The sequence below is a fragment of the Niabella sp. ZPM-14 genome, from assembly GCF_055693045.2.
Window position 1 is genome coordinate 3,863,660 of sequence record NZ_CM181148.1, and the last position, 25,627, is coordinate 3,889,286.

The window sequence follows — 25,627 nt, forward strand, 5'->3', positions numbered from 1 at the left end:
CAAATAAATACAACATAAATGAGTAAGCATAGGCAATTAGTAATAGGCATGTTCGGATTTGGTGTAGTGGGAGAGGGACTGTACAAGGTGTTAAAGCAAACCCCGTCTTTAAGTGCCACGATTAAAAAGGTATGTATCAAAAATCCTGAAAAGAAAAGGAATGCTCCGTCCGAATTGTTCACCACGGACCGGAATGAGCTGCTTGAAGACAAAGATATCAATGTCATTGTCGAAGTGATCGACGACGCCAATGCTGCATTTGAGATCGTAAAAACAGCGCTGAAAAATAAAAAGGAAGTAGTCAGTTCCAGTAAAAAAATGGTGGCTGAGCACCTGCAGGAATTGCTCGATCTGCAACAAAAAACAGGCAGGTCCTTCCTGTACGAGTCCTCTGCCTGCGCCTCTATTCCGGCCATCCGCAACCTGGAGGAATATTATGATAATGACCTGCTCCATAGCATCCGCGCCATTGTCAACGGAAGCACCAACTTCATCCTCACCAAAATGTTTGACGAAAACCTGGGCTTTAAAGAAGCCCTGCTGCTCGCACAGCAACTAGGTTTTGCCGAAAGCAATCCGACCCTGGATGTAGAGGGATTTGACGCGCTCAACAAATGGACGATCTTCCTTTGTCATGCCTACGGTATTGTGACCACGCCCGATCAGATCCTGTTCACGGGTATTCAGAACATTCATAAGTCTGACGCATCAGTGGCTAAGGCGCGCGGACAGCAGATCCGCCTCGTGGCGCAGGCCAAGAAGTTGGTAGATGGTGGCGTAGGCGCTTTTGTATTACCGCAGTTTGTCAATGCCGACAATCCGTTATCTTTCGTAAAAAACGAATACAACGGTGTGGTCATCGAAAGTGGTTTCGCTGATCAGCAGTTTTTCTATGGAAAAGGAGCGGGTAGTTTTCCTACAGCATCAGCAGTATTGAGCGACCTGTCTGCCTTAAGATATGGCTACAAATACGAATACAAAAAGTTATATCACCACGAGCCCAATCAGCTGAATGATGACATCTACCTGAAAGTGTATGTCAGCTTTGCTGATGTCAAGCATGTTCCCACCGAAGAGTTTGAATGGATTGAACAATGGCACGCCCAGGAAGACCGTAAATATCTTTCCGGCGTAATCGCTCTGAAAAAACTGAAAGCCTCCGGCTGGTGGAAGGAAAACGGCACTTCACTCATCCTGGAGCCAGATCCCATCATCGAAAGTGTGGAAGAAAGGAAGCTCAGGAAGAAAAGCCTGGAATTAGCGGGATTGGTTTAATCATCAACCAGATACACCTGATAAAATAACAGAAATACGTCTCTTGATCAGGAGGCCGATTCGAAGTGAGGTTGCTCAATCGTTTGCTCAAGAAAACAATCGCTTGAATTTGCAACTTCACTTTATTTTTGCACGCTTATGAGCGTACCCAACATTTCATTCAACAATACCCAATTCGCTTTTCAGTATAAGTCTGATAAGCAACTCAAAGAAGCCAAAAGGCTCTTCAACCTGATGGGCAACCCCTTGCTCGTCAAGCTGGGTACCCGGCTAACTCCCTGGGCGATCAGGGTGGGACTACCGGTAAAAGGTTTAATCAAACAAACCATCTTCAAACAGTTCGCCGGCGGCGAGACGCTCGGGCAAACGGCTGATGTAGCCGAGGTGCTGGGCCAATACAATGTAGATGTGATCCTCGATTATGGCGTAGAGGGCGGAGAAGGCGGGGACCAGGAATATGATCATGCCGCTGCTGAGTTCATCAAGGTGATCGACTATGCGGCCACGCAGCCCAATATCCCTTTCATGAGCGTGAAAGTGACCGGCCTGACGCGGTTTTCCCTCCTGGAGAAACTGGATCGGCTCATGCATGAAAGGAGCGGCTCCCTGATCAAAAAATACCTTGGATCCTTAGACGACTTAACGCCCGAAGAGCGGGAAGAATGGCACCGGGTGCGGTTGCGGATGATGCGCATTTGTGAAAAAGCCGTCGAGAAAAATATCGGTATGTTGGTCGATGCAGAAGAGACCTGGATCCAGGACCCTGTTGATGCATTGGTGACGCTCATGATGGACTCGTTCAACAAAGAAAAGGCGGTGATTTATAACACCGTTCAGCATTACCGGCACGACCGCCTGCAGTTTTTGAAAGATTGTATCGACGCGGCAACAGAAAGAAATTTTATTTTAGGGGTGAAGCTGGTGCGGGGCGCCTACATGGAAAAGGAAAGAAAACGTGCCGAGGAAATGAATTACACCTCACCGATCCAGCCGGATAAAGCCGCCAGCGACCGCGATTTTGATGCGGGTGTGGCGCTTTGTATCAGCAATATCGAACGTGTCGCGATGGTGGTGGCTTCGCACAACGAAAACAGCAATCTCCTGGCAGTTCAAAAACTTCAGGAAAGCAATATTCCTTTGAATCATCCGCATATCAGTTTCAGCCAGCTTTACGGAATGAGCGACAACATCACTTTCAACCTCGCACAGGCCGGCTGCAACGTAAGTAAATATCTTCCTTTCGGGCCTATTGAAGATGTGATTCCCTACCTCATGCGCCGGGCGCAGGAAAATACCTCTGTGAAAGGGCAAACGGGGCGGGAGCTGGGGTTGATCGAAAAGGAATTGCAGCGTCGTCGCGGTTAAACGCGCATATGGTCCGCTTTCCAGTTCACAATACTTTCCTTGATGGTCTTGGGTGACAGGTTTTCCTTGACCGTTCTCACAACGAGGGGAACGAGCTCTTCGTCTGATGCAAAGCGAAGCGCAGCAATCTGCTCAAAAGATAATTTTTCTTCCATCGGTTCGAAGTCTTTACCCGTAAGCATGGAATATTTATGCCTCATCTCAAGCCGCACCAACCGGTTCTGCAAGGTGAGCGCATAATGTTGCCGCATCATGAATGCCACCCAGATGATCAGGATGAGCATCGCGGTTATAAAGAACCAGATCGTCCCTTCTTCTTTCGCGGCTTTGTAACCGGCGATAAAGGTCAGGATCCCGGTCAGCGGATAAAATACAAAATGATGCGGTGCATAATAGCGTACATGATTATTCTTATTCTGAACTCGCATTGCTCTAAAAGTTTATGATTGAGCGGTCCGGAAAGACTGCTATCAAGTGATTTTAAATTTATTATATAAAAAATAAAAAACAGGTGCGTAAAGATAAGACCTGTCCTGTTAATAAAAAGTCATCGGTGATGTCTTAAAGCAAGTTTCCGGCCAGTATTAAACTGACAGGTTTCGCACATTATGACCGGCGCACGCGATCATTGGATGATTATTACATATCTTGCATTATGCAACAGTATTTAGACCTGCTTCAACATATTTTAGATAACGGTTCACAAAAAACGGACCGCACCGGCACGGGCACTATCAGCACTTTTGGCTACCAGCTTCGGTTTGACCTTCAAAAAGGATTTCCGCTGGTCACAACCAAAAAAGTACATCTTAAAAGTATTATCCACGAATTACTTTGGTTTCTGAAAGGCGATACGAATATCGGCTATCTCAAAGAAAGGGGCGTCAGTATCTGGAATGAGTGGGCGGACGAGAATGGCGATCTGGGTCCGGTCTATGGCAAACAATGGCGAAGCTGGGAGGGAAAAGACGGAAAAGTCATCGACCAGATCACCGAGGTGATCAACCAGATCAAAAGAACACCCGATAGCCGGCGACTGATCGTAAGTGCCTGGAATGTGGGCGAACTGCCAGAGATGGCGCTCATGCCCTGCCACACGCTTTTCCAGTTTTATGTAATTCCCCCTCTTTCGGAGGGCGGTAGAGGGAGGCTGAGCTGCCAGCTGTATCAGCGAAGTGCTGATGTATTTCTGGGTGTACCCTTCAATATCGCTTCCTACGCGCTGTTAACGATGATGATGGCACAGGTGTGTGATCTGGAGCCGGGAGATTTTATACATACTTTCGGCGATGTGCACATTTACAACAACCACCTTGAGCAGGTGCAATTGCAGTTGAGCCGCGAGCCGTTTCCGCTACCGGTCATGAAGATCAACCCGGCGGTAAAAGATATTTTTGGTTTTGCGTTTGAAGATTTCCAGCTGGAAAATTATCAGAGTCATCCGGCCATCAAAGCGCCCGTAGCGGTTTAGAAATTTTATAATAATGTTGCACGTTATAGCAACATCCCTAAATAGTATTCCTATGATCATATCATTAGTAGTCGCAGCTTCGAATAATAATGTTATTGGCAAAGACAACAGTCTTGTCTGGAATTTGCCGGAGGACATGAAGCATTTCAAAAACGTGACCTGGGGTATGCCCGTCGTAATGGGACGTAAGACGTTTGAAAGCTTCAAAAAGCCGCTGGCCGGCAGGAAGAATATCGTCCTGAGCAATCAGAAAGGGTTGAAAGCAGACGGCGCGATCGTGTTGAACAGCACCAAAGATGTCGAGTTCATGGTAAAGCAGGCCGATGTAAAAGAACTGATGGTGATCGGTGGCGGAGAGATCTACAAAATGTATTTTCCCAAGGCTAAACGCATCTATCTAACGCGGGTCGACACGGTTATTGAGGGCGACACGACCTTCCCGGTGATCACGGAGAAAGAATGGAAACTGGTAAGTGCGGTAAAGAACCAAGCCGACGAAAAGCATGCTTACGACTACACCTACGAAGTGTGGGAGCGGAAGTAATCCGGATCTGGGATCCTGAGCATTACCTGCAGGTTTGAATGATCCTTGATGGAAACCAACGAAACGGCTCACTCCAATTGCTCATCGTTTATCACGCGCTACTACCCAATATTTCATCACCTAATTCTACATCCATTGTCTTACTCACCATTACAAGCCGCCGCTAAGTATTTTAAGTACTATGTTCATGCTGCCAACAGTAAAGGTCATGGTATGCATTCCCCCTTCGTGTATGAGTTCATTACGAAGGTTATGAATGATTTTACAAAGTATGATGACTATGAAAAGGTGGAAGCACTGCGGAAAGAATTATTGGCTGATCCGACGGCGATCGAGATTGAAGATATGGGCGCCGGATCCTCCGTTACAAGGTCTGACAAAAGGTCGGTCGCTTCAATCGCGAAGAACGCAGCCAAGCCGAAAAAGTTTGGCCAGCTCCTGTATCGCATGGTGCGGTTTTATCAACCGCGGAACGTCATTGAACTGGGGACTTCGCTCGGCATCACTACCAGCTACCTGGCGTTGGGCAATCCTGCGGCCCGGGTGACCACGATGGAGGGCGCCCCTTCAGTAGCCGACCAGGCGGCAAAAAATTTGCACCAACTCGGGATCTCCAACGTTAACATCGTAAGAGGCAATTTCGATGATACTTTAGCCGGCGTATTAGAGCAACAACAAAAAGCTGACTTGGTCTTCATTGATGGCAACCACCGGCAGGAGCCTACCGAACGTTACTTTGAACAAATACTTCCCTACATTCACAACGATACCCTGCTGATCTTTGATGACATTCACTGGAGCCGGGAAATGGAGTCGGCCTGGAAGCATATCGTTGCGCACGAAGCCGTGTCCTGCGACATTGACCTGTTCTATATCGGCATTTTAAGTTTCAGAAAGGAATTCAGGGAAAAACAGAGCTTCAGCGTTCGCGTGTGACGCCAAAGCCTCGACCATCCTGATTTTATTTTCCGCGTTTCATCCTGTCTTTATATCGTTGCATCGCTTCCAGGAAGTAGTAGTCTGCATAAGTAAGGGGCACATCCACTTCGGAGTTATGAGGCAAAGAGCCCACGCTGTGTTTCAGCAGGAAGCCCCCGTTTTCCCCCGGCTTCGCGAGGTATTGATCGCTGGATAACGTGCGCAGAGCGGTCTCGGCAGCAGTAATATACTCCTTTCTATTCTTTCCGGAATAACGGGCCAGCTCCAGCAGGGCTGAGGCCATGATAGCTCCGGCAGACGCGTCCCGCAGGGCCTTCATGCCTTCCGGCGCATCATAGTCCCACAAAGGGATCATGTCAACCGGCATCTTTGGATGACGGATCATGTATTGGGCAATCGCATCGGCCTGATGCAGATAAGCCTTGTTTTTAGTAAATCGATACATCACGGTATAGCCATACAAACCCCAGGCTTGTCCGCGGGACCAGGCAGACGCATCGGCATAACCCTGGTGCGTCACCTTTTTAAGTACCGCTCCGTTATCGATGTTATAATCCACCACATGATACGAGCTGTGGTCTTTCCGGAAATGATTCTTCAGAGTAGTGTTCGCGTGCGTCACCGCGATTTGCTTGTATCGGGGATCCCCACCCTTGTCGGTCACCCAGCAGAGCTGTTCCAGGTTCATCATATTGTCGATGATCACCGGACATTTAAATTTGTCAGATGCATTCCAGGATTGAATCGCATGGATGGAAGGTTGATATCTTTTTATCTGCCAGGCTGCTGCCGTGTCGATCACAGCCTTGTAATATTCATTGCCTGTGATGCGGTAAGCGTTACCGAATGAACAAAAGATCATAAAGCCTATATCATGATTACCGGTATAGCGCTTCACACCTTCCTGGAGCTTCAGTCTCTTTTCAGCAATCGATTTGATGGCCGTATCGCCTGTTGCTTCATAAATAAACCAGAGACTGCCGGGGAAAAAGCCGCTGGTCCACCAGGTAATACCAGAAGATTCTGATTGTCCGTTTTTGAAGGTTTTAGGCATTTGATCGACGGGCGTGTTTTGATCAAGTGTCTTGTATTGTGTTGCTGCCAATTGAAAGTTGTGGTTGATCAGACTTTGTAAGTCTTCTTTCTTCTGAGCTGTTGCGCTAAGGACGGATGTGATGCAGAGAAACAGAAAGATTTTTTTCATTCGTATATTTTTTTGTTTGCAGCATCGCTGCGATGTTTTTTATTACGGGATGCTTGCCTGGCATTTATCCTGTAAACTTCATTACATAGTTAACTGTAGTATCGTTACCGTAGATATTGCAGCCACTTCCCAAATACAGGTAAGCCGGTTTGTTTTTGATCAATAATAACTGCGGACGTTCGAACTTCATCTTGTCGGTCGATCCGTAATGCCATGCCGGGTTTTGAACCTGGTCCGGTGCGAGGTATTCATTTATCAGGTGAAATCCAGGTTCATATTCGGTGAAGCTGACACCATCTTCCGATTTCCATAAAATGCCGCCGCCTGCTTTCAGTATGCCGTGATTATCTGTTGTAAGCATGCATATCTTATCGTCATATAAAAAGGCATACCCGTCTTCTATAGTCATTTGATTTTTGGTCACGGGAAAAGGAAGCTGCACATAAGGACCTGGAAGGCTTTCGGAAACAGCAAGGCCCATCAAAGCATTTTGCGATTTGAAATAAAGCAAAAAGCCTCCTTTATATGGAAGAAACGCCGGGTTGTTCACACCATTCTGAGCCTGGTAGTTCCAGTAATCTTTATTGTCAGGCGGTGCAAGGATTCTCCCGTCATCGTTTACCTTTTTCCAGGGGCCGTTTAAGCTCTTTGCAGTGGCCATTCCTATGCATTGATTGGATGGATGTGGCGGTTGGCGGTGATCATTATTTGCGATGTACAAAAGAACATATTCGTTCCCAACCTTGTGAACCGTTGGATTGTGCACGCCATTTTTATCCCAGGTGTCTTTTCCTGTGCCTTGCAGGACAATCTCTGAAAACCGGAACGGCCCTTCAGGGTGCTCGGCTATGTAATGTGCTATTTCAGAGTGGGAGCGCCAGCCGGGGTCTACTTTATGTTGTTTTCTCCAACGTGCGGCGAACAGATGTACATAACCTTTCTCGTCGATGATAGGCGATGCTCCCCAAACGTGGTAACCTGGCTCGTGAATAGACGGCCCGATGAATTGCCAATGGTCGGCGAAACTCTTTTGTTTCTTTGTAGCTGCTGATGCAGAAAGGGTAAAAGGCGACAGCGCCGGAAGTATGACTCCTGCTGCTGTAGCTTTTAAAAAATTGCGACGGTTGTTCATATATAGCTTTTAGATCGACAAAAGGCCTTCATCACCTGTAAGCAGCGCTTCAGTATGCCGCAAATTGTTTTATAAAAGGACGTCCTTCCGATCGTTTAATCGTGAGACGCATCTTTTTATAAGCAGTTAATTTGGGGATTGTGGCGATATACTTATTTCCGATAGAGGATCCGCTCAATACAGTTTCCCACCTGCCATTCCTGAAGCCTGATACCTCAAAAGCCCTGACTCTCTGGCCTTTTGAGACATCTTCCTGAATGACGATACGCTGTACTTGGCTGTTTTTCGGTACGTCAAATGCTAACCTGGTATTGCTGCCGCCGGTACTTGCGATCGGTGCGGCATACAAAGTCTTTATTTTTTTTCCGAAAGCAGTTAAAGTGTCAACATCGGGTTGTGGCAGCAATCCATCCGGGTCGGGCGTAAGCCCCAGTATCAAGGTTGAATTATGACCGACCGAACCATGATACATATCTACCAGGTGATCGACCGGGTAAATATGCGCTTCATCATCGGGCTCCCAAAACCACTCATGACGGCCTTTGTAGCCGCGCAACGGCGCATCGGACATGGCAGGTATATAATGGTTTCCTTCCGGATCGCCCTGCTTTAATAATATAAAATCATCTTTAAAAATTGCTTCCGTATTAATAGCATGCGAATAGCTAAACGGAAAGGTCGACCAGCAGGGGTAGGGCACCGTTCCGGACTCTGATCCACCCCATCTGAAGTCCGCTCTTTGCGCATTGTGGTAAAACAAACAGCCCGGCTGGTTTTTTTCGACGATGGGCAACACGTCGGCTCCATAAGTTTCGGGGTCGGATGCTCCTCCGTCAAACCAGATCATGAACAGATCGCCGTAGCGGGTAGTGATTTCTTCCACCATGCCTTCACACATTTTTTTATAAGCCTGCTGCCGGTTTTCAGCGAATGCACCATCACCCTGGACTTTGAAATCATAAATGCCTAGATGCGCATTCCAGCGGATGCCAAGGTATACACCCGGTTTAATGCCATATTTTCTACAGGAGTTGACGAAATCGCGGAGGATATCGCCTTGTCCGTTTTTCCATTTCAGGGCTTTCATGCAAAAAGGGTTCACATCGCTTTGGTATAAGGCAAACCCGGTCTCATGTGTGGCTGTCAGCACTGCGAATTTGGCGCCGGCAGCTTTCGCAGCCAATATCCATTGATCAGTATCCAGTTTTTCAGGATTAAATATGTTGTAATCCAAAAAGGGACTTATGCGGTTATTAGCCTGATTATATTTTTTCCCGTCAGATACATGCAGATCGTAAGAGAAAAGGATTCCGATTTCATCCTCTTGCCAAGCAATCTGTGCCTGGGTGGGTAACGGTGACTGAGCCCAGGTGGAGCATGCCGGTAATAATGCAGGGAGCGCGCATAGAATATGTTTAATCAGTTTCTTCATTTACATTTAATTTAGGTTATACCAGATCAGGCCGCGCGTAGATTTGTAAATGCGCTGTTGATTTGGTACGTCAATTTTCATTATTATGGCGTTGCCCTTGTTAATAGGACAAAGCCGATTCCAAATAGCTTTCGATTTTTTATCCCCGGCTTTCCCGGGAAGGCTACCCGATCATGTACAAGCGGCATGGATCCGGTAATCCTTAAGTTCGTTGCAGATGCTGTTGCCTACTTCATTTCCGGATATACTTCTGCAATCCTTTTTCCTGCTTCAGTCAGTGCTTTCACATCTTCTTCGGGAATAGCACCGTCGCCCTTCGGACCAATATTCAACAGGAGGTTGGCATTTGAAGCTTTAGCGTTTGCCAATAATTTCAAAACGTCATCTGCAGTTTTGTGTTTGCCATTATCGCTTTTATTATAGCCCCAGCTAGATGGCTGCATCGTATTACAGATTTCAACAGGTTTGCCTTTGTTAAGTGCATACACTTTTTCTGCAAACGTTAATCCTTCTCCAACCCTTTTAGCGCCGCCTCTTTCCGGAGCTATAAAATCCTCTGTACCGTTGGCCCCTTGTTTAAAACTGATCAGAGCGTGGGGCGACAACCGGCGTATCAGGCCATAGGTCGAATCAATAGGAAACCTGTCTGGCTGATAATAAACGCCCATGATCGGATCGAACCAAATGCCGGCAATATTGGGATATTGCGTTAACAGCTCGGTCACCTGCTGATGCGCAAAATCAATATATTTTTGAAAATCTTCTTTGTTCTTATATAAATATTCAGGCTGAGCTTTTTTATACGCGGGGCGGGCGATCTTTGATGCTTCATGCGGAAGAAAATAAGGATGGCTCCAGTCGGCCGCGTAGGAATAGTAGAGAAAGAGGCCCAGCTTTTTTCTTTCGCAGGCTTCATATAATTCTTTTATTAAATCGCGTTTGGCAGGACTGTTCATCACATTAAAGTCGCTGGCCTTCGTATCAAACAAAGCGAACCCGTCGTGATGCTTTGTCGTGATAGTGATGTACTTCATTTTAGCCGCAATCGCCAGATCCGTTATTTTCTCAGCGTCAAACTGATCGGCGGTAAAACGGTCGGCCAGCTTAGCATACGTTGCAACCGGTATCGGCGGATCGCTATGATACTGAACCCATTCTCCATTTTCTAATAAACTGTAAAGCCCGTAGTGGATGAACATGCCATACTTTGCATTCTTAAACCATTCTAAATTGGCTTGCCTGGGGTTTTGGCGATATGCTGTTGCATGCTGTTCCAGGTAAGCCGGAACTTTTGTGACCGTGTTTTTTTTTGAACTCGAGCAACTCCCAAACACCACTACAAATAATAGTATGCTAACACTGTTTTTCATGTGTTTGTCTTTTCTGCTTCATTACAGATGTTATCGTTATGTAAAATTATAATTGTGCTGCAGGCCTTACTTCTTTTCCCACCGTGTTGGTAAGACCATCACCCAATTGCTCTCTGTATCGTTGCGCTGCTTGCTCCAGTTGTTGAACCACTTCCGGGTAGATATCCTGCACATCCCTGTCTTCTCCCGGATCCGTCGCCAGGTTGTACAACGCTTTGGGAACCGCTATCTCCAAAGTTTTACCGGGATAGCGATCCTTTCCTATCGTGGATGGCGGACCGTAAGTGCGGGAATTAGCGGCAAAAACCAGTTTCCATGAGCCTTTCCGGATCGCTTTCAGGTTATTTTTATCATAGTAGTAAGCCAGTTCGTCGCGCGGATTGACCTTGGTATTCCCCGAGAGCACTTCTGTAAAACTCACACCGTCAATTTTCTTTTCAGGTGCTTTAGATCCGGTAATGGCAACCAGCGTAGGCAAAATATCAATGGTGCTCAGCAGTTTGTTGCTTACCATTCCGGCTGGGACATGGCCGGGCCAGCTGATGATGCCGGGCACTTTCATGCCGCCGTCCCAGGCAGAGCCTTTGCCTTCCCGGTGACCACCGGTATTACCTGCGTGGTTGCCAAAATTCAGCCAAGGGCCATTGTCACTGGTGAAAATGATAATAGTATTATCTGATAAATTATTTTCTTTCAAAGTTTTTATCACTTCCCCTACCGACCAATCAACCTCCTCCATCACATCGCCAAACATGCCGGCACCGCTCTTGCCTTTAAACTTGTCAGAGACGCCCAGCGGAACATGAACCATGGAATGTGCGAAGTATAAAAAGAAGGGTTGATTTTTATTTTTCTTTATAAATGACACGGCTCTTTGGGTATAGTCCGTTGTCAGCTGATCCTGGTCCGCAAATGAAGAAACGATCTTAACCGTTTTATTGCCTTCGATTAATGGAAGCGGCGGATATTGTGACTTCCAGATCGAAGTGTCTTCAATCTTTTCTCCATTATAATCATAGGCCCACATATCATTGGAATAAGGCAGTCCGTAAAATTCATCAAATCCGTGTTGCAACGGCAGGTAAGGTACTTTATGTCCCAGATGCCATTTGCCCACCATTCCCGTTTTATAGCCGCGATCCTTCAGGAGCTCTGCAATCGTTTGCTCTTCGGGATTTAATGCAAATTTTGTTGCATGATTAATGGCTCCATGAATGCTGAGCCTTGTCGGATAACAGCCTGTCAGCAAGGCAGCCCTGGAGGCTGTGCACACTGCCTGCGCAGCGTAAAAATTAGTAAAACGCATACCATTGGCGGCTAACGCGTCAATATTCGGTGTCTGGTAGGGACCGCCCCCGTAACAAACGGGATCGCCGTAGCCCATATCGTCCATGAAAATAAGGACGATATTAGGCGGCGTCTTTTTAGGGTTGTTTTTTTGACAGAAGCCCGCAGAGGGGATCAGGAAAAATAGTAAAGCAATAATTGTTTGTTTCATTTGTTATGGGTCATTGATTGAAATAATGAGCAAAGCATAGATTGAAAATAAATCATTATCGCGGCATCGCCGGCCTACTTATACTTCAGATAATTTACGGGCACATCGTTCTGTTGTGGTGCTCCGGGAGCAGACCTGCCATTATTGATGATCTGTTCCAGTTCCCGGGTCAGTTTTTTTACCACATCCGGATGTGCTGAAGCCACATTTTTTTTCTCGGATAGGTCGTTCTCGAGGTTAAACAGCTGGACCGGAGGAAGGGCTTGCTTTTTGGCATTCTTTTCAACCGGAGTGCTCCAGCCGCCCGATCCGTAGGCAAAAGCCAGTTTCCATTTTCCCTGCCGGATAGCGAAATTGCCGTCAATAGAATGGTGGATCGTGCTGCTCCTTTTGAATGATCCTTGCTGCAACAACAGCGGTAAAATACTGTAGCTGTCTTCCCCTTCATCATTTTTCAGAGGCTGACCAACAATGTCCGACGCGGTGGCCATGAAATCGGTGAGACAGATGGTGGTAGCATTTTTAGAGCTGGCCTTGATCTTCCCAGGCCATTTAACAATGAACGGAACCCGGTGCCCGCCTTCATAAATATCCGCTTTAGCACCTCTGAACACATAGCTGGAATGATGTCCCAAAGCGGCCAGTTCTTTCAGGTCAGCAGCGGGAGAAACGCCGTTATCACTGGTGAAGACAATCAGGGTATTGTTGTCAATGCCGGCATCTTTCACGGCTTTCAGGATCCGGCCCACCATCGCGTCAGTCATGAGCACAAAATCACCATATTCGTTGGTGCCGGATTTGCCTCTAAATGCGGAGCCGGGTAAGATAGGGGTGTGAGGCGACGGCAGCGGCATGTATAAAAAGAACGGCTGGGCTGCCTTGGCGTGAGCTTCAATATACTCCTCCGCTTTTTGTGTAAAATGCGGCAACACGTCTTCATGTCTGAAGTCATTGCCAATCGGGCCTTCCCGCCAAAAGCCCTTGCCCGTAGTTCCTGCTATGCTGCTGATTTTGGTGGCCGTGATCTTATTGTTTTCAATATAGAAGTAAGGCGGGATATCCAGCGAGGCAGTGATGCCATAAAAATAATCAAAGCCTGTTGTTATGGGGCCGCTCGTGACGGGTTTTGTAAAATCCACTTTTCCGTCGGCACCTTTTTGCCAACCCAAACCCAGGTGCCATTTGCCGATACACGCGGTTTGGTAGCCGCTTCGCTTTAAAAGTGAAGCTACGGTCGCACGGTTATTATCGATCAGCGAAGTGTCATAACTCCAAAGCACACCGTTCTGCAAATGCGTGCGCCATGCGTAACGTCCTGTGAGAACGCCATAACGCGTGGGCGTGCATACTGACGAATTTGTATGCGCATCTGTAAAACTCATTCCTTCCGCTGCTATCGAATCGATATGAGGTGTTTTAATTTTAGATTGAGGATTTAATGCGCTCACATCGCCATAGCCCAGATCATCCGCAAGGATATAAATGATATTAGGTCGCTGCTGCGCATTCGAAGCCGTTGTCAAAAGCAGTATGTACAGTGTTAATAGATATTTCATGAATCGGGTATTTGGTGCTGATGTAGAATGAGATCAAAGCCGGAGCTATAATATTGCAAGCAAACGGATCTGACAGCTGAATTCAGCCGTTGATCTTAGCAAAGCCATTTGATGTCATTCTAAACGAACCTTAAAAATAAGCAGTCAAAGTAATTTTGGAACAAAATATAATGATTTTTTTAATTTCTTAATTTTCAGCAGAGGGGCGACCCGCTGGGCAGTTAGCAAGTAACCAGTAGCAATAAGCAAAAACAAATATGTAATGACCAATAAATAATGGAGCGGCATCGAATAATGATCGACGTTCTAAATAGCAAAATACACCTTAGATCGGTATGGGTGAATACTGATCTTATTTATGAAGCTTACTTATGAATGAGATATTATGGACTGATCGACTCTATCTGTCCAGCCCTTTCAACCAACGCATGGCGTCTTCCTGCTGTTCGCTGGGATAGACGCGCAACTCTCCCGGTAACTCTTTACAAGTATCATTTGTAAATGTTTTCAGGCGTTCGAGATTGCTGATAATAGCGCAGCGGTTCCATTGAGTCCAATCGCGCACGGCTATCCAAAGGAGCTTCATCCACCACGTGATGGAAAAATTATGCATGTCATTATCCAATACCAGCATATAATTAAAGTCTTTGTGATTTCTCGTGAAATCCTGTATAGCGGGAATTAAAGTATTAGTAAAGTCATTCGCCTCTATATTGCCCGACGCCTTAAATGCTACGATGTTATCCGGTATCTCCTCAATTTTGCTAATCATAGGATCTCGTTTACTCACGATAAGAACCAAAGTCGTACCGAAAATATTTTTGTTAAGAAATCCGTTACAGGCTCGCGGGGTAATCACTTGAATAACAGGTATAGAACCTATCGAAAAAATAATGTGTTATAAAATTTTTTAACATTTTAGGTCTTGCTTTTTACTTCACCGTGTGAGATGCGATATATCTTACATTTGCCGGGTCCTCTCATTTAACAGGATTAACGCATGAAAGCAACTTTCTTAAACCAAAATCGATTGTTCAGCCGCATAATGATCAGCCTCGCAATTGCGGCCAGCTTTAGCTTACAGGCCAGCCGGGCCCAATCTCCTAACGTCGTGATCCTATTGGCTGATCAGTGGAGGGGATCAGCGCTGGGTTTTCTTGGTGAGGAAAAAGTGCAGACACCTTTCCTGGACGCTCTGTCAAAACATGCCGCGACGCTGACGCAGTTTATCACCAATTATCCGGTATGTTCCCCCGCGCGAGCGATCTTGCTTACCGGGCAACATCCTTTCGATAACCAGGTATATGCGAATGTTAATTCAAGGTCGGCTCCCTTCAAGGTGGAGCTTTCCAAAGATATCCAAACCTGGAGCGATGTATTAAAGAGAAAAGGTTATTACAACGGATACATCGGAAAATGGCATTTAGACTCGCCGCACCTTCCTTACATCGAAAGCAGCAATAACTCCGGAGCAGTTGCCTGGAATGAATGGACACCAAAAGACAAGCGTCATGGCTTCGACTATTGGTACGCCTACGGTACTTACGATGTGCACTTGCGTCCCATGTATTGGAGTACAGACGCGGGCCGGCAGGATTATCACTATGTCGATCAATGGGGGCCCGAACATGAAGCAGATAAAGCCATTGCTTTCTTTCAAAATAAAAACGGAGAACGGGATTCGGACCGTCCCTTTTCGCTTGTAGTATCTATCAATCCTCCGCACACCGGTTATCATCAGGTGCCTGAAAAATATAAAAAGCTGTACGGCGATGTGCCTTTGTCAACTCTGGTAGCCGACCCCGATATCCCGGGTCCCGGAACGCGCATGGGAAAGGCCTATCGCGAAGACATCAAAAATTACTATGCAGCAATCACCGGTGTTGACGAACAGATCGGAAGAATCATACGGGCCCTGGAAGAGCAGGATTTATTAGACAATACCATTGTCGTTTTTACAGCTGATCATGGCAATTGTCTGGGCAAACACAACGAGCTGACAAAAAACAATATATATGAACCTTCGCTTGAAGTGCCGTTTATGATCTATTGGAAAGGCAAGATACAGCCGGGGCTTCATACCCAACTGATGGCCTCCATGCTCGACTTTTATCCCACTTTACTGGATCTATGCGGCGTTACCATCAAAAATGATCATAAGATAACCGGCAAAAGCTTTGCAGAAAATCTCCTCACATCGACCGGGAAAAATAAAATCGATCTCCAGTTTTTCATGGGACGAGTCGATGCCGGCAAAAAAGAAACCGGGTTTAGAGGCGTTCGCACTTCAAAATATAAGCTCGTTTATGACCATACTGAAAACGGGGTGGTGCCTTATTTCTTTGACCTGCAAAATGATCCCTTCGAATTGACAAACAGGTTTGATGCCCGTTTGCCGGAAGTAAAGCGACTGCAGCAGGAGCTGCAAAAATGGCTGAAATCCAATAACGATCCATTTCGCATCAGCTAGGAAGGACGTGCCGGACTGAAAGAGAGCGTTTTTGGAAATCGTTTTTTTATTAATGTTTACAACCTTTGTTTTTAAGCAATCGTCAAAAATCTAAAATTTGGCATCGCAATTGTGCATATCTTATTTAAATTTTTAACCATGAATAGAAGCAAAAAATTAACCGTCCTTACCTTATTGATCGCATCAGTATTTTTCGTGGCATCATGTTCGTCCAGCAAAAATGCCATTGCTCCGCGCAAAGATTTCAAAGGCAACTGGACCATTACTGCGGCCAGGGTAGAAGGTGTTGAAGGTAAAATAAATGTAACGGCTTTTGATGATGCTCCCTTAGCCTGCTTTGAGGGAAGCGAGTGGGTATTACCTAACAACGGATATGGTTCTTATACCATCAATGCAGGCGGTGACTGTGCCGGCGGTACGCGCCAGATCTTATGGTCACAACGGGTAAACGGCGGTACTACGTTATTTAACTTCAAAAAGCAGGATGGCTTGAAAAAAAGTGACTCCAAGCACATTGCAGAAGGGTATTCCCTGGAGGTGACCTCTTTCAACGAAACCTCTTTTGAAGCCAGAAGTCCCATCCAGTTTGAAGGAAGAACAATTTATATCGTATACACTTTCCAGAAAAGATAAAAACATTGGAAACATAAAAAAAGCCATTCCGTCAGGGATGGCTTTTTTTATGTTCTGTTTATCGGCTTATTTCTTGTCAAACGCTACGATGGTTGCCACGGCTTTATCCGGTCCTGCGTTCACCCGAAAGTGAATGCGCCCGTCCGGCGTTGCCTCCTGTGCAGCCGGTATAGCGGTGGCAGCTAACGCTTCTTTAACTTTCGCGTCAAAGCCGGCCGCGCTGCTATTGTTGATCGCTTCGTTGAGCAGGTTGTAATTCAATTCTTTCTTGCTGGTGATGATGGCTATATAATCCTTATTGCCTACGTTATCTGCTTCCATCGACTGAGCCCTGGGAAACAAGCGGTAGCCCGTAATGCCGCAGTAAGGCGCATGCTTAGAGACAGTCTGCCCTGGTTTCAGGTAGGGAAACAGTACATAGCCGCTGCCGTCTGTTTCTTGTCCGAAGATATAAATGTAGCACTCCGTGGTGTTTTTAACCTCCATCTTAAACCGGGTTCCTATGCTGATCGGCGTTACGGTCTGGAAAGTATTATTGCCGGTCGAGCGCAATTTTATATACTCCTTTGTGGCATTGTTCACCAACCCGATATGGCATTCCAGCGGTTGGGCCGCCACTGCGGATGATTTCGGCAGCGGGTCAATGCCATAAGCTTCTCTCACATAGTCTCTGAAATCTTCGTATCTCACCCAGGCGATGCCGTTGTTGCCCCATTGGGGAGACCAGCTGTTCATGATCTGGAAGGCCCCGCCATATTTGCTGTCATCATACCCGATGACGCACATGGCATGTCCACCCAGTCCCACCTGCGACTGATCAAGGCCTTGCGGTTCCCAAAGGTCTTGTCCCATCATGCCTTGCATAAAACTCTGACCCACCATCATGCCGATCACGACAGGCGCGTCTTTGGACAAATGTTCTTTCACAGCCCGTATGCTGATCTGGTTGAGGTTATCGCCTTCGGTCAGTCTTGTAAATCCATGAATGGCATGCTGCCGGCCGGCCTGGATGACAGCGCCATTCGGCGTCCGGCTGCAATCCTGGTCGGTATAGGGGTATTCGCTCAAAGGCACGCCGCCATTAACTTTCATAGCTTCCATCGCCCTCTGGATGTAGGACCCCTGGCAATCGTCGCCCAGCCTGATCTGGTTGTAGAGATAGGAGGGGCTGAACACGATGCTGTTCGGATCCTTGCCTTGCGCCGCCGCCGTCAGGATGGTTTGTGCTGCATAGGCACTGCTCCAGGCGACGCAGCTGCCCTGTGCTCCCTGATCGCCGCGCTTTGGAGCAAAGCGCAAAAGCGAAACGGCCTCCGGCAGGGGATTTTTCTGGTCGTCGTCCGTCAACCCTTCATAGATCGAAGCCTTATTGAATTCATCGGGGTTATAGCCGTAACCACTTTGGGAGAAGAGTTGCTGCGCCACATCGCCGATATTCAGGTTTCCGCAGCCGCCTCCGCCACGGCCCATGAAAAACCATAAGGCTGCCCCAACCACCAGGATCCCAATGATTCCTTTTCCGCGGAACAGGCCCAGCAACAGGGGCAGTAACGAAAATAGTCCGCCGCCGCCCGAACCGGAATTGCCCCGGCGGTCATCGTTGTAGTCATTACCCCGGTCTTCCGGGTCGTCAGTCATTCTTATTGGCATGGCTTTTTTTTTATAAAAATAAATGATGTGTCATCAATTTCATACTTTATTCAAGGTTACGGGTCTGACCGTCCCGGTCTGACCAGTAACCGGCTATCGCCCGCTGGCATAAAACCGCCAGATGCGCTTCAAGGCAGCATCCGCCTGTACTTGTTGGCGTGGATAAATACATACGAAATAACAGATCAATGCGGGAATGTACCGATTAGGCTGGCTTGGTGCATTGGCAATGCTATTGTAGAATCAAAAAAAACAATTAATATCAATTTGTGCGTTTTGCCGCCGCTGACTGTCCCGGTCCGGCGCCTGATTGAATATCTTTTTTGGGTTTGATATACTCCGCTTAGAATTAATTTTGATCCAAAGCTATCCGCAGCATGACAACTTATCTGTCCGCCCCGGATTATCTGCCTAAAACCCGCTATTCTATTGTACAATGCTTATCTTTGCGCCTCAAAAAATTACAGCTCATAATGAAGTTTGATCGTAATACCGTCATAGGTTTTTCTCTTTTAGGACTCCTTTTTTTCTTTTACTTTTTCTACAATTCCAAGCAGCAGAAAGCCGCGATGGCCGAACAGGCGCGCCAGGATTCTATCGCTAAAGCGATGCAACCCAGGATCGACACTGCCGCCGCCCGGTTGGACGCGATGCGTGCAGACTCCCAGCTACAAATCACCAAAGCTGGTATGTTTCAGAATGCCGCGAAGGGAAATGAGCAGGTAATTTACGCGGAGAACAGCCTTTTTAAGATCGCTTTTACCAATAAAGGGGGACAGCCTAAATCGGTGGAACTGAAAAATTTCAAGAATGCCGAAACCCAGAAACCGGTCATGCTTGCTGCAGCTGATTTTAATAAAATAGGTTATGCGATCAATACCTCAGCTAACCAGAGTGCCCTCACCTCCGACCTGTTTTTCACCAATGGTAAGGTAGAGCCCGGTCCCAACGGATCGCAGTTGGTAAGCTTTGAGCTGAAAGGAGGCGACAGCAGCCAGGCCAACACCTACATCAAACACCAGTATATCATCTATCCGGACACTTACAAAGTCGACTTCAATATCTTATTAACCCAGCCGACACAGTTGCTCACGCAGGGCAATTTAAACCTGGTGTGGCAGTATGAAGCGCATCAGCAGGAATCCGACTTGGAATTTGAAAGGCAAAATACACAGGTAGGTTATATAGAAGACGGCAGCTTTGATTACCACACTATCGGCAAGAAAAGTTCTGTGGAGTTTGATCAGTCCGTTGAATGGGTGGGTGTCAGGCAGCGTTTCTTTAATACATTCCTGATCGCTAAGAATAATTTTTCGGGCGGAAAAATGGATTGGAAAATGCCGGAAGAGAACAGCCACGTTGTTGCCCAATCTACCGCGAATATGCGTATTTCGGTAACTCCGGCCTCTTCTGTTACGATCCCGCTGAGCATTTTCTACGGCCCTTCTGACTATAATTTGCTGAAGAGGGAAGGAAACGATCTGAGCAAACTGGTGAACCTGGGGCAGGGCGTATATGCCTTTGTGAGGCCGCTCAACCAGTTTATCATCATTCCTATTTTCAACTTCTTTAAGAGCTTCGTGTCCAGCTATGGACTGATCATTGCCTTGCTGACACTGATCATCAGGCTGGTGATCTCGCCACTGACCTACAGTAGCTACCTGAGTGGCGCGAAGATGAAAGCTTTGAGACCGGAGATTGCCAAGCTGAAAGAACGGCTTGGAGAAGATCAGCAGGCCATGAGCATGGAGCAAATGAAATTGTTCAGGGAAGCAGGCGTGAACCCGTTAGGAGGATGTATCCCGGCTTTATTGCAGATTCCGATCTTCTTTGCCTTGTACAGTTTCTTTAGCGCTAACGTCGACTTACGTGGAGTAGAGTTTTTGTGGAGCAATGACCTGTCGGCTTACGACGCTCCGATTGTGTTTGGTTTTAACATTCCATTGTTGGGTAACCACCTCAGTTTGTTTACCATAGCAGCGGTGGTAACCAGCTTGTTGATTTCGTTGTACAGCATGAGCATGACCCCCGATCAGAGCAACCCCATGATGAAGTACATGCCCTACATCATGCCGGTATTCTTGTTATTCATCTTTAACAAGCTGCCATCGGCCCTGACCTGGTATTATACAGTGTCTAACATCATTACGTTGGTGCTGCAGTTCATCATCCAGAATTATATTATTGATCACGATAAGATCCTGGCGAAGATCGAGCTGAACCGCAAAAAGCCGAAAACCAAATCAAAATGGCAGGAGCGGCTGGAGCAGATGCAGGAACAACAACGGCAGATGAAAGAAAAACAGAAAAAATAATAAATAACAGATCCGGGCGATGAGCCCGGATTTTTTGTAAGCAACTTATTGTTTATCTTGTAGCGTCTAAGTTCATAGAATGAAAATAATAATGAAAAACAAAATTTTCCCTGTAATTGCCCTTTTACTAATGACCAAATGGTCTGTCGCACAAAAGAAAGTGACAGATGCGACGATCTATTACGATATCGTGGTAAGCACAGACAACAATACGCCGAAGCGGGCAGATATGCTGGACGGTGCTACGAATATCGTGTACGTAAAAGGCAACTTAAGCCGCTCGGATTTTATTAGTTCATTGGGAACTTCGTCCACCATTTTTGACGAGAAAAATGGCACAGCCACTAACATCAGGGACTACGGTAATAAAAAGTTCCTGATCACCTATTCGCCTACCGAATGGAAATCCTACAATAAGCGCTACGAGGGCGTGACCTACAAGATCGAGAATGAGTTCAAGCAGATTGCGGGCTACAAGTGCCAGAAAGCAGTTGGCAAGCTGTCCGACGGCACCAGGTTCACAGTCTACTTTACTAAAGAGCTGATCCCCGTCAATACTAATTTCCAGAGCATTAATAAGGGCCTGCCCGGATTAGCAATGCAATATGATGCTTCCAGGGGAAAGGATAAAGTAACGTTTACCGTATCCAACATCGAGTTTACCCCGGTGCCGCTGGCAAAATTTGATATACCTAAGACTGGCTACCGGATCATGTCTTACACAGAATTCAGCAGGCAAAGCAATAAATAAGCAGGTGGGTTAGTGATCTGATTTTAGGTCTTTGGCCTGCTCATCCGGAGCATTTACAAGAACTCAAGTCATAAAAAAAATCCCGTCCGAATCAAATGATCAGGACGGGATTTTTATTTAATGATTTACGTATTACCTGCCGGAATAGTTTCTCAGCAATTCATTGGGATTGAAAGTAAGCTTATTCAACAACGCTTTCTTTTTATAAGGTTGCAGGTAGTTATTCTGCTCCTTTTGAAAAGATATCGTGAAGTTATTGTAGCCGCCCGATGCGGTAGTTTCAGCATTAATGAGGTTGCCGCCTTTGAAGTACATTCCGGAACGCAGCGAAAAGGAATGCTGTTTTCCAGACTTATTGTCTAACGATAAGTTATTTTTTGGCTTTTCTTTACCAAAGTCATTATCGTTGCTTTCTCCCTCTGCAAACGCAACCGTTGCGAACGATAAGAGAAACAGCAGGTTAAAAAAGATAGCCTTTATCATAACGAATAGGTTTAAGATATTTCAACTGTAAACAAAGATACGAAATTTTGTGACAATATATAACAAATTTTAGTTTTTCGTTAACATTTGCCGCCTGAAGGCAGCTCTCGTCAGAAAAAATAGTTTTTCACAACCGGAGGAAAACTTACAGGTACGTTAATTGTTTATGTTGTATAAATTAGTAATTGTTAATCGCTCGTCGTATATTTAAACAGAAGGAGGTATTTATGAAGGAATTTTCGCAGCACGATGAAGACAGAGACCAGGAATTGAACGAATTGTTACAGCGATACGAGAATTTACGAAGAGGCAAGGGGAGTTCCTACATTGAGGAAGAAGCTTTTGAGAAGATTATTGAGCATTTCGAGGCGCAGGAGCAGTTTTTAAAAGCTTACCAGGCGGTGGAGATAGCCGCTGAACAGTTTCCCTATTCCGCATCACTATTGATCAAAAAAGCCGATTTGCTACTCAACCGGCGCAAATATGACGAAGCGCTTCATCTCCTGGAACAGGCTTCTATTTTTGACAACAGCAATATTGATATCTATATTCTTAAAACAGAAGCATTTCTGGCCCTCGACCGCCAGGAAGAGGCCGTAGCGCTGCTCAAAGAGGCGTTAGACCTGTTTGAGGGTGAAGAAAAGATCGAATTATTATTTGAATTGGCGGATGTGTACGATGATTACGAGGACTTTGATAAAGTATTTGACTGTTTAAAAGAGATCCTGCAGCAAGAGCCTGACAACGAAGAGGCCTTGTATAAGATCTGCTTTTGGACGGACTATACCGGCCGCAATGCCGAAAGTATTGAGTTGCACAAAGCGATCATTGACGACAGCCCTTATAACGAACTAGCATGGTTCAATTTAGGCGCCGCTTTTCAGGGTCTTAAGCTGTACGAGAAGGCGATCGACGCCTATCAATATGCTCTGGTGATCGATGAGAAGATGGATTATGCCTACCGGAATATCGGCGACGCTTATATTCGCCTGAGAAAATATAAAGACGCCATAGAAAACCTGGAAAAGGTGCTGGAGCTGTCCAAGCCGGAAGATGTGATCTACGAGGCAATCGGTTACTGTTATGAAAAGATGAAAAATTATGCGCAGGCACGGTTCTACTACCGCAAGGCTTCGCATTTGAACCCGGACATCAGCTATCTCGTGTATAAAATTGCCTACACCTATTATAAAGAGGATAAGTTTGAGCTTTGCATCAAACAGCTGGACACGGCCATGAAGCTGAAGAAAAACAAGCCGGAATACAGCATCCTCATGGGAGATTGCAAAATGAGGTTAGGCTTTACCAAAGAGGCAATCCAGTATTTCTCTAATGTAGTCAGGCTCAAACCCAAGTCAGCAGTGGGTTGGGAAGCGCTGATTAAATGTCTGTATGATGCGCAGTATTATGATGAAGCCTTGAAGCAGGTGGACAATGCCCTGTTGATGACTAAAGATAAACCTGTTTTCATTTTTTATAAAGCGCTTATACAGTTTGAACAAGGCAAGAAAAAGCAGGCGCTCATCGTGCTGGAAGACGCACTGATGGCGGCTCCCGGCCAGCTTAAAAAGGTGCTGCAGATCAATCCGGCCATTTTGCAACATCAGCAGGTGGCCGATCTCATCCTGAAATATAAAAAACGGAAAGGCAATTAATAACTATCTCCGCTTTCCGACGGTGTATGCTCAATGAGATAATATTCCTCAGCGGCTATTTATCTACCTTTTATTGAACATAATATAATACATTTGCCGCTATACTAATTTGAATTAGGGAATGAACTTTAATCTGACTCAACTACCAGAAAGAAAAAAACAACCTCGAACCTCTGGTCTTACAATGGTTATGGACAAAGGGCTTAGTTTGGAAGAAGCCAGAAACTTTATGGATGTTTCGCAGCCCCATGTCGATATTGTGAAGTTAGGATTCGGAACCGCTGTTGTGACACCCCGGCTTGAGGAAAAAATAGCGCTGTATAAATCTCACGGTATGGCCGTATACTTCGGCGGAACCTTATTTGAAGCTTACCTCGTGCGCAACCAGATACAGGATTATATTGACACTTGTAAGTCGTTTGGGATAGATTATATGGAGGTGAGCGACGGCTCTCTCGTAATCCCTCATTCTGAAAAATGCGGCTATATTGAAAAACTGACCCAACACGGAACGGTATTAAGCGAAGTCGGAAGTAAAGATGCGACTCATATTATCCCCCCTTACAAATGGATCGAGCTGATGCGTGCTGAATTAGAGGCAGGCTCTTCTTATGTGATTGCTGAGGCGCGCGAGGCCGGTAATGTCGGCATTTATCGCGGTAGCGGGGAAGTTCGCGAAGGATTGGTGCAGGAAATACTGACACAAATTCCGTCGGAAAAGATCATCTGGGAAGCGCCGCAGAAAGCGCAGCAGCTTTATTTCCTTGAACTGATCGGCTGTAATGTCAATCTCGGCAACATCCCGCCCAACGAAGTGATCGCCCTGGAGGCCATGCGTATCGGTTTACGCGGAGACACTTTCGATCTGTACCTGGACAAGAAAACTTCTGCCTGATGCATGAGTACGGACTCATCGGCATGCCTTTAGCACAGTCTTTTTCCAAGAAGTACTTTACCGAGAAGTTCGAACGGGAAGGCATTGCCAACGCCGCATACGAACTGTTCCCACTCGATCATATTGACCAGTTGCCCGGCCTGCTGAAGGACCATCCGCAGCTGAAAGGCCTGAATGTTACCATTCCCTATAAAGAGCAGGTGCTCCCTTTCTTAGATGCCTTGAATCAGGATGCGAAAGAAATCGGCGCTTGCAATTGCATTAAAATAGAAAAGGGTAGACTGACCGGCTACAATACAGATGCGCCGGCTTTTGAGCAATCCCTTTTGCCTCAGTTAAAAGATCATCATAAAAAAGCTCTGATCCTGGGCACGGGCGGCGCTGCCAAAGCAGTGCTCTACGTGTTGAAAAAACTGGGTATTGAATATACCTTCGTCTCCCGCAACAAAGGAGCCGGTTTTGTTTACGAAGATCTGAACCAGGATCTCATAGACTCCTATCCGCTTATTATCAATGCTACGCCGCTGGGAAGTTTTCCTAAGGTAGATACCGCTCCTGCGATACCCTATCAATACTTAGACGAAAACAATTACTTATACGACCTGGTCTATAATCCCGCCAAAACCTTATTCCTGCAAAAAGGAGAAAGCCGGGGCGCACAAATAAAGAATGGTTATGACATGCTGGTCGGTCAGGCTGAGTTAAGCTGGAAGATCTGGAATGCAGAATAATTTTTATCGACCCGGCTGATGAATATAGACCAACGGTGTTGCGTCGCACACTTCAACTATTGTGCATATCTGAACATACCCTTGTCCACGCAAGGTAATTGTAACAAGTCCTTACTTATAAATTCTTATCGAAGGCTGGACCTCACAGGTCCAAAAAGCCTGTAAGGTCTTCACCAGTTCCCATTAAATAGCTGCGCCTTGAAATAAAAAGCCACGAACCGGGGTTCGTGGCTGTCATGGGGTACGGGATTAAGCTTT

22 protein-coding genes are annotated in these 25,627 nt (G+C 46.2%); 12 read left to right on the top strand and 10 right to left on the bottom strand.

The features are described from left to right. Positions 1-18: 18 nt before the first annotated feature. Together ACU37H_RS16400 and ACU37H_RS16405 are read left to right on the top strand one after the other, a co-directional pair. On the top strand, positions 19-1,275 hold the full coding sequence (locus ACU37H_RS16400) for a homoserine dehydrogenase (protein WP_472705084.1): 1,257 nt from the start codon (positions 19-21) through the stop codon (positions 1,273-1,275). 138 nt (positions 1,276-1,413) lie between these two features. Further along, positions 1,414-2,640 (top strand): proline dehydrogenase family protein, encoded by a 1,227-nt coding sequence (locus tag ACU37H_RS16405; RefSeq protein ID WP_472705082.1) that lies wholly within the window; start codon positions 1,414-1,416, stop codon positions 2,638-2,640. On the opposite strand, the gene ACU37H_RS16410 is transcribed toward ACU37H_RS16405, so the two are convergent. Beyond that, positions 2,637-3,068: a DUF6526 family protein gene (locus ACU37H_RS16410; RefSeq protein ID WP_472705080.1), complete on the bottom strand. Its 432-nt coding sequence runs from the start codon at positions 3,066-3,068 to the stop codon at positions 2,637-2,639. The genes ACU37H_RS16405 and ACU37H_RS16410 overlap by 4 nt on opposite strands. Before the next feature lie 227 nt (positions 3,069-3,295). Between ACU37H_RS16410 and ACU37H_RS16415 the strand changes: the two genes are divergently transcribed. From ACU37H_RS16415 to ACU37H_RS16425, 3 genes are all read left to right on the top strand, one after another. After that, positions 3,296-4,111 carry a thymidylate synthase gene (locus tag ACU37H_RS16415; RefSeq protein WP_472705078.1) on the top strand — a complete coding sequence of 272 codons (816 nt, stop codon included), beginning with the start codon at positions 3,296-3,298 and terminating at the stop codon, positions 4,109-4,111. A gap of 52 nt (positions 4,112-4,163) precedes the next feature. Further along, positions 4,164-4,655 carry a dihydrofolate reductase gene (locus ACU37H_RS16420; RefSeq protein ID WP_472705076.1) on the top strand — a complete coding sequence of 164 codons (492 nt, stop codon included), beginning with the start codon at positions 4,164-4,166 and terminating at the stop codon, positions 4,653-4,655. Between the two features lie 135 nt (positions 4,656-4,790). Then, on the top strand, positions 4,791-5,591 hold the full coding sequence (locus ACU37H_RS16425) for an O-methyltransferase (protein WP_472705074.1): 801 nt from the start codon (positions 4,791-4,793) through the stop codon (positions 5,589-5,591). A 25-nt stretch (positions 5,592-5,616) separates the two neighbouring features. Here the strand turns inward: ACU37H_RS16425 and ACU37H_RS16430 are convergent, their stop codons facing one another. The 7 genes from ACU37H_RS16430 to ACU37H_RS16460 form a co-directional block, all read right to left on the bottom strand. Beyond that, entirely contained in the window at positions 5,617-6,798 is a 1,182-nt protein-coding gene (locus tag ACU37H_RS16430; RefSeq protein ID WP_472705072.1) for a glucuronyl hydrolase, read from the bottom strand. Positions 6,799-6,862: 64 nt separating this feature from the next. Further along, positions 6,863-7,930 carry a glycoside hydrolase family protein gene (locus ACU37H_RS16435; RefSeq protein WP_472705070.1) on the bottom strand — a complete coding sequence of 356 codons (1,068 nt, stop codon included), beginning with the start codon at positions 7,928-7,930 and terminating at the stop codon, positions 6,863-6,865. Positions 7,931-7,979: 49 nt separating this feature from the next. Next, positions 7,980-9,362, bottom strand: coding sequence for an alpha-L-fucosidase (locus ACU37H_RS16440; RefSeq protein WP_472705068.1), 1,383 nt, complete (start codon positions 9,360-9,362; stop codon positions 7,980-7,982). A gap of 227 nt (positions 9,363-9,589) precedes the next feature. Continuing rightward, the gene (locus tag ACU37H_RS16445; protein WP_472705066.1) at positions 9,590-10,732 is read right to left on the bottom strand and encodes an alpha-L-fucosidase; all 1,143 of its coding nucleotides are present in this window, start codon (positions 10,730-10,732) and stop codon (positions 9,590-9,592) included. A gap of 46 nt (positions 10,733-10,778) precedes the next feature. Next, positions 10,779-12,230, bottom strand: coding sequence for a sulfatase family protein (locus ACU37H_RS16450; RefSeq protein ID WP_472705064.1), 1,452 nt, complete (start codon positions 12,228-12,230; stop codon positions 10,779-10,781). A 74-nt stretch (positions 12,231-12,304) separates the two neighbouring features. Continuing rightward, positions 12,305-13,786 carry a sulfatase family protein gene (locus ACU37H_RS16455; RefSeq protein ID WP_472705062.1) on the bottom strand — a complete coding sequence of 494 codons (1,482 nt, stop codon included), beginning with the start codon at positions 13,784-13,786 and terminating at the stop codon, positions 12,305-12,307. 400 nt (positions 13,787-14,186) lie between these two features. Beyond that, positions 14,187-14,558, bottom strand: coding sequence for a SpoIIAA family protein (locus ACU37H_RS16460; RefSeq protein ID WP_472705060.1), 372 nt, complete (start codon positions 14,556-14,558; stop codon positions 14,187-14,189). Positions 14,559-14,816: 258 nt separating this feature from the next. Here ACU37H_RS16460 and ACU37H_RS16465 point away from each other — a divergent pair, with 258 nt between their 5' ends. Continuing rightward, positions 14,817-16,256: a sulfatase family protein gene (locus tag ACU37H_RS16465; protein ID WP_472705058.1), complete on the top strand. Its 1,440-nt coding sequence runs from the start codon at positions 14,817-14,819 to the stop codon at positions 16,254-16,256. A 138-nt stretch (positions 16,257-16,394) separates the two neighbouring features. Further along, positions 16,395-16,889: a hypothetical protein gene (locus ACU37H_RS16470; RefSeq protein ID WP_472705057.1), complete on the top strand. Its 495-nt coding sequence runs from the start codon at positions 16,395-16,397 to the stop codon at positions 16,887-16,889. Between the two features lie 66 nt (positions 16,890-16,955). Here the strand turns inward: ACU37H_RS16470 and ACU37H_RS16475 are convergent, their stop codons facing one another. Continuing rightward, positions 16,956-18,539, bottom strand: a complete 1,584-nt coding sequence (locus tag ACU37H_RS16475; RefSeq protein WP_472705056.1) for a C1 family peptidase — start codon at positions 18,537-18,539, stop codon at positions 16,956-16,958. 473 nt (positions 18,540-19,012) lie between these two features. On the opposite strand from ACU37H_RS16475, the gene yidC reads away from it, so the two are divergent. Further along, the gene (gene yidC / locus ACU37H_RS16480; protein WP_472705054.1) at positions 19,013-20,854 is read left to right on the top strand and encodes a membrane protein insertase YidC; all 1,842 of its coding nucleotides are present in this window, start codon (positions 19,013-19,015) and stop codon (positions 20,852-20,854) included. Between the two features lie 91 nt (positions 20,855-20,945). After that, positions 20,946-21,605, top strand: coding sequence for a GLPGLI family protein (locus ACU37H_RS16485; RefSeq protein WP_472705052.1), 660 nt, complete (start codon positions 20,946-20,948; stop codon positions 21,603-21,605). Between the two features lie 132 nt (positions 21,606-21,737). On the opposite strand, the gene ACU37H_RS16490 is transcribed toward ACU37H_RS16485, so the two are convergent. Next, positions 21,738-22,088 carry a hypothetical protein gene (locus tag ACU37H_RS16490; protein ID WP_472705050.1) on the bottom strand — a complete coding sequence of 117 codons (351 nt, stop codon included), beginning with the start codon at positions 22,086-22,088 and terminating at the stop codon, positions 21,738-21,740. Between the two features lie 227 nt (positions 22,089-22,315). Here ACU37H_RS16490 and ACU37H_RS16495 point away from each other — a divergent pair, with 227 nt between their 5' ends. The 3 genes from ACU37H_RS16495 to ACU37H_RS16505 all read left to right on the top strand — a co-directional run bounded on the left by ACU37H_RS16495 (position 22,316) and on the right by ACU37H_RS16505 (position 25,369). Beyond that, positions 22,316-23,743: a tetratricopeptide repeat protein gene (locus ACU37H_RS16495; protein ID WP_472705048.1), complete on the top strand. Its 1,428-nt coding sequence runs from the start codon at positions 22,316-22,318 to the stop codon at positions 23,741-23,743. Between the two features lie 121 nt (positions 23,744-23,864). Continuing rightward, a complete protein-coding gene (locus ACU37H_RS16500; RefSeq protein WP_472705046.1) occupies positions 23,865-24,638 on the top strand; it encodes a phosphosulfolactate synthase in 774 nt (257 codons plus the stop codon). Beyond that, on the top strand, positions 24,638-25,369 hold the full coding sequence (locus tag ACU37H_RS16505) for a shikimate dehydrogenase family protein (RefSeq protein ID WP_472705044.1): 732 nt from the start codon (positions 24,638-24,640) through the stop codon (positions 25,367-25,369). The genes ACU37H_RS16500 and ACU37H_RS16505 overlap by 1 nt, the downstream gene beginning before the upstream one ends. Positions 25,370-25,627 lie beyond the last annotated feature (258 nt).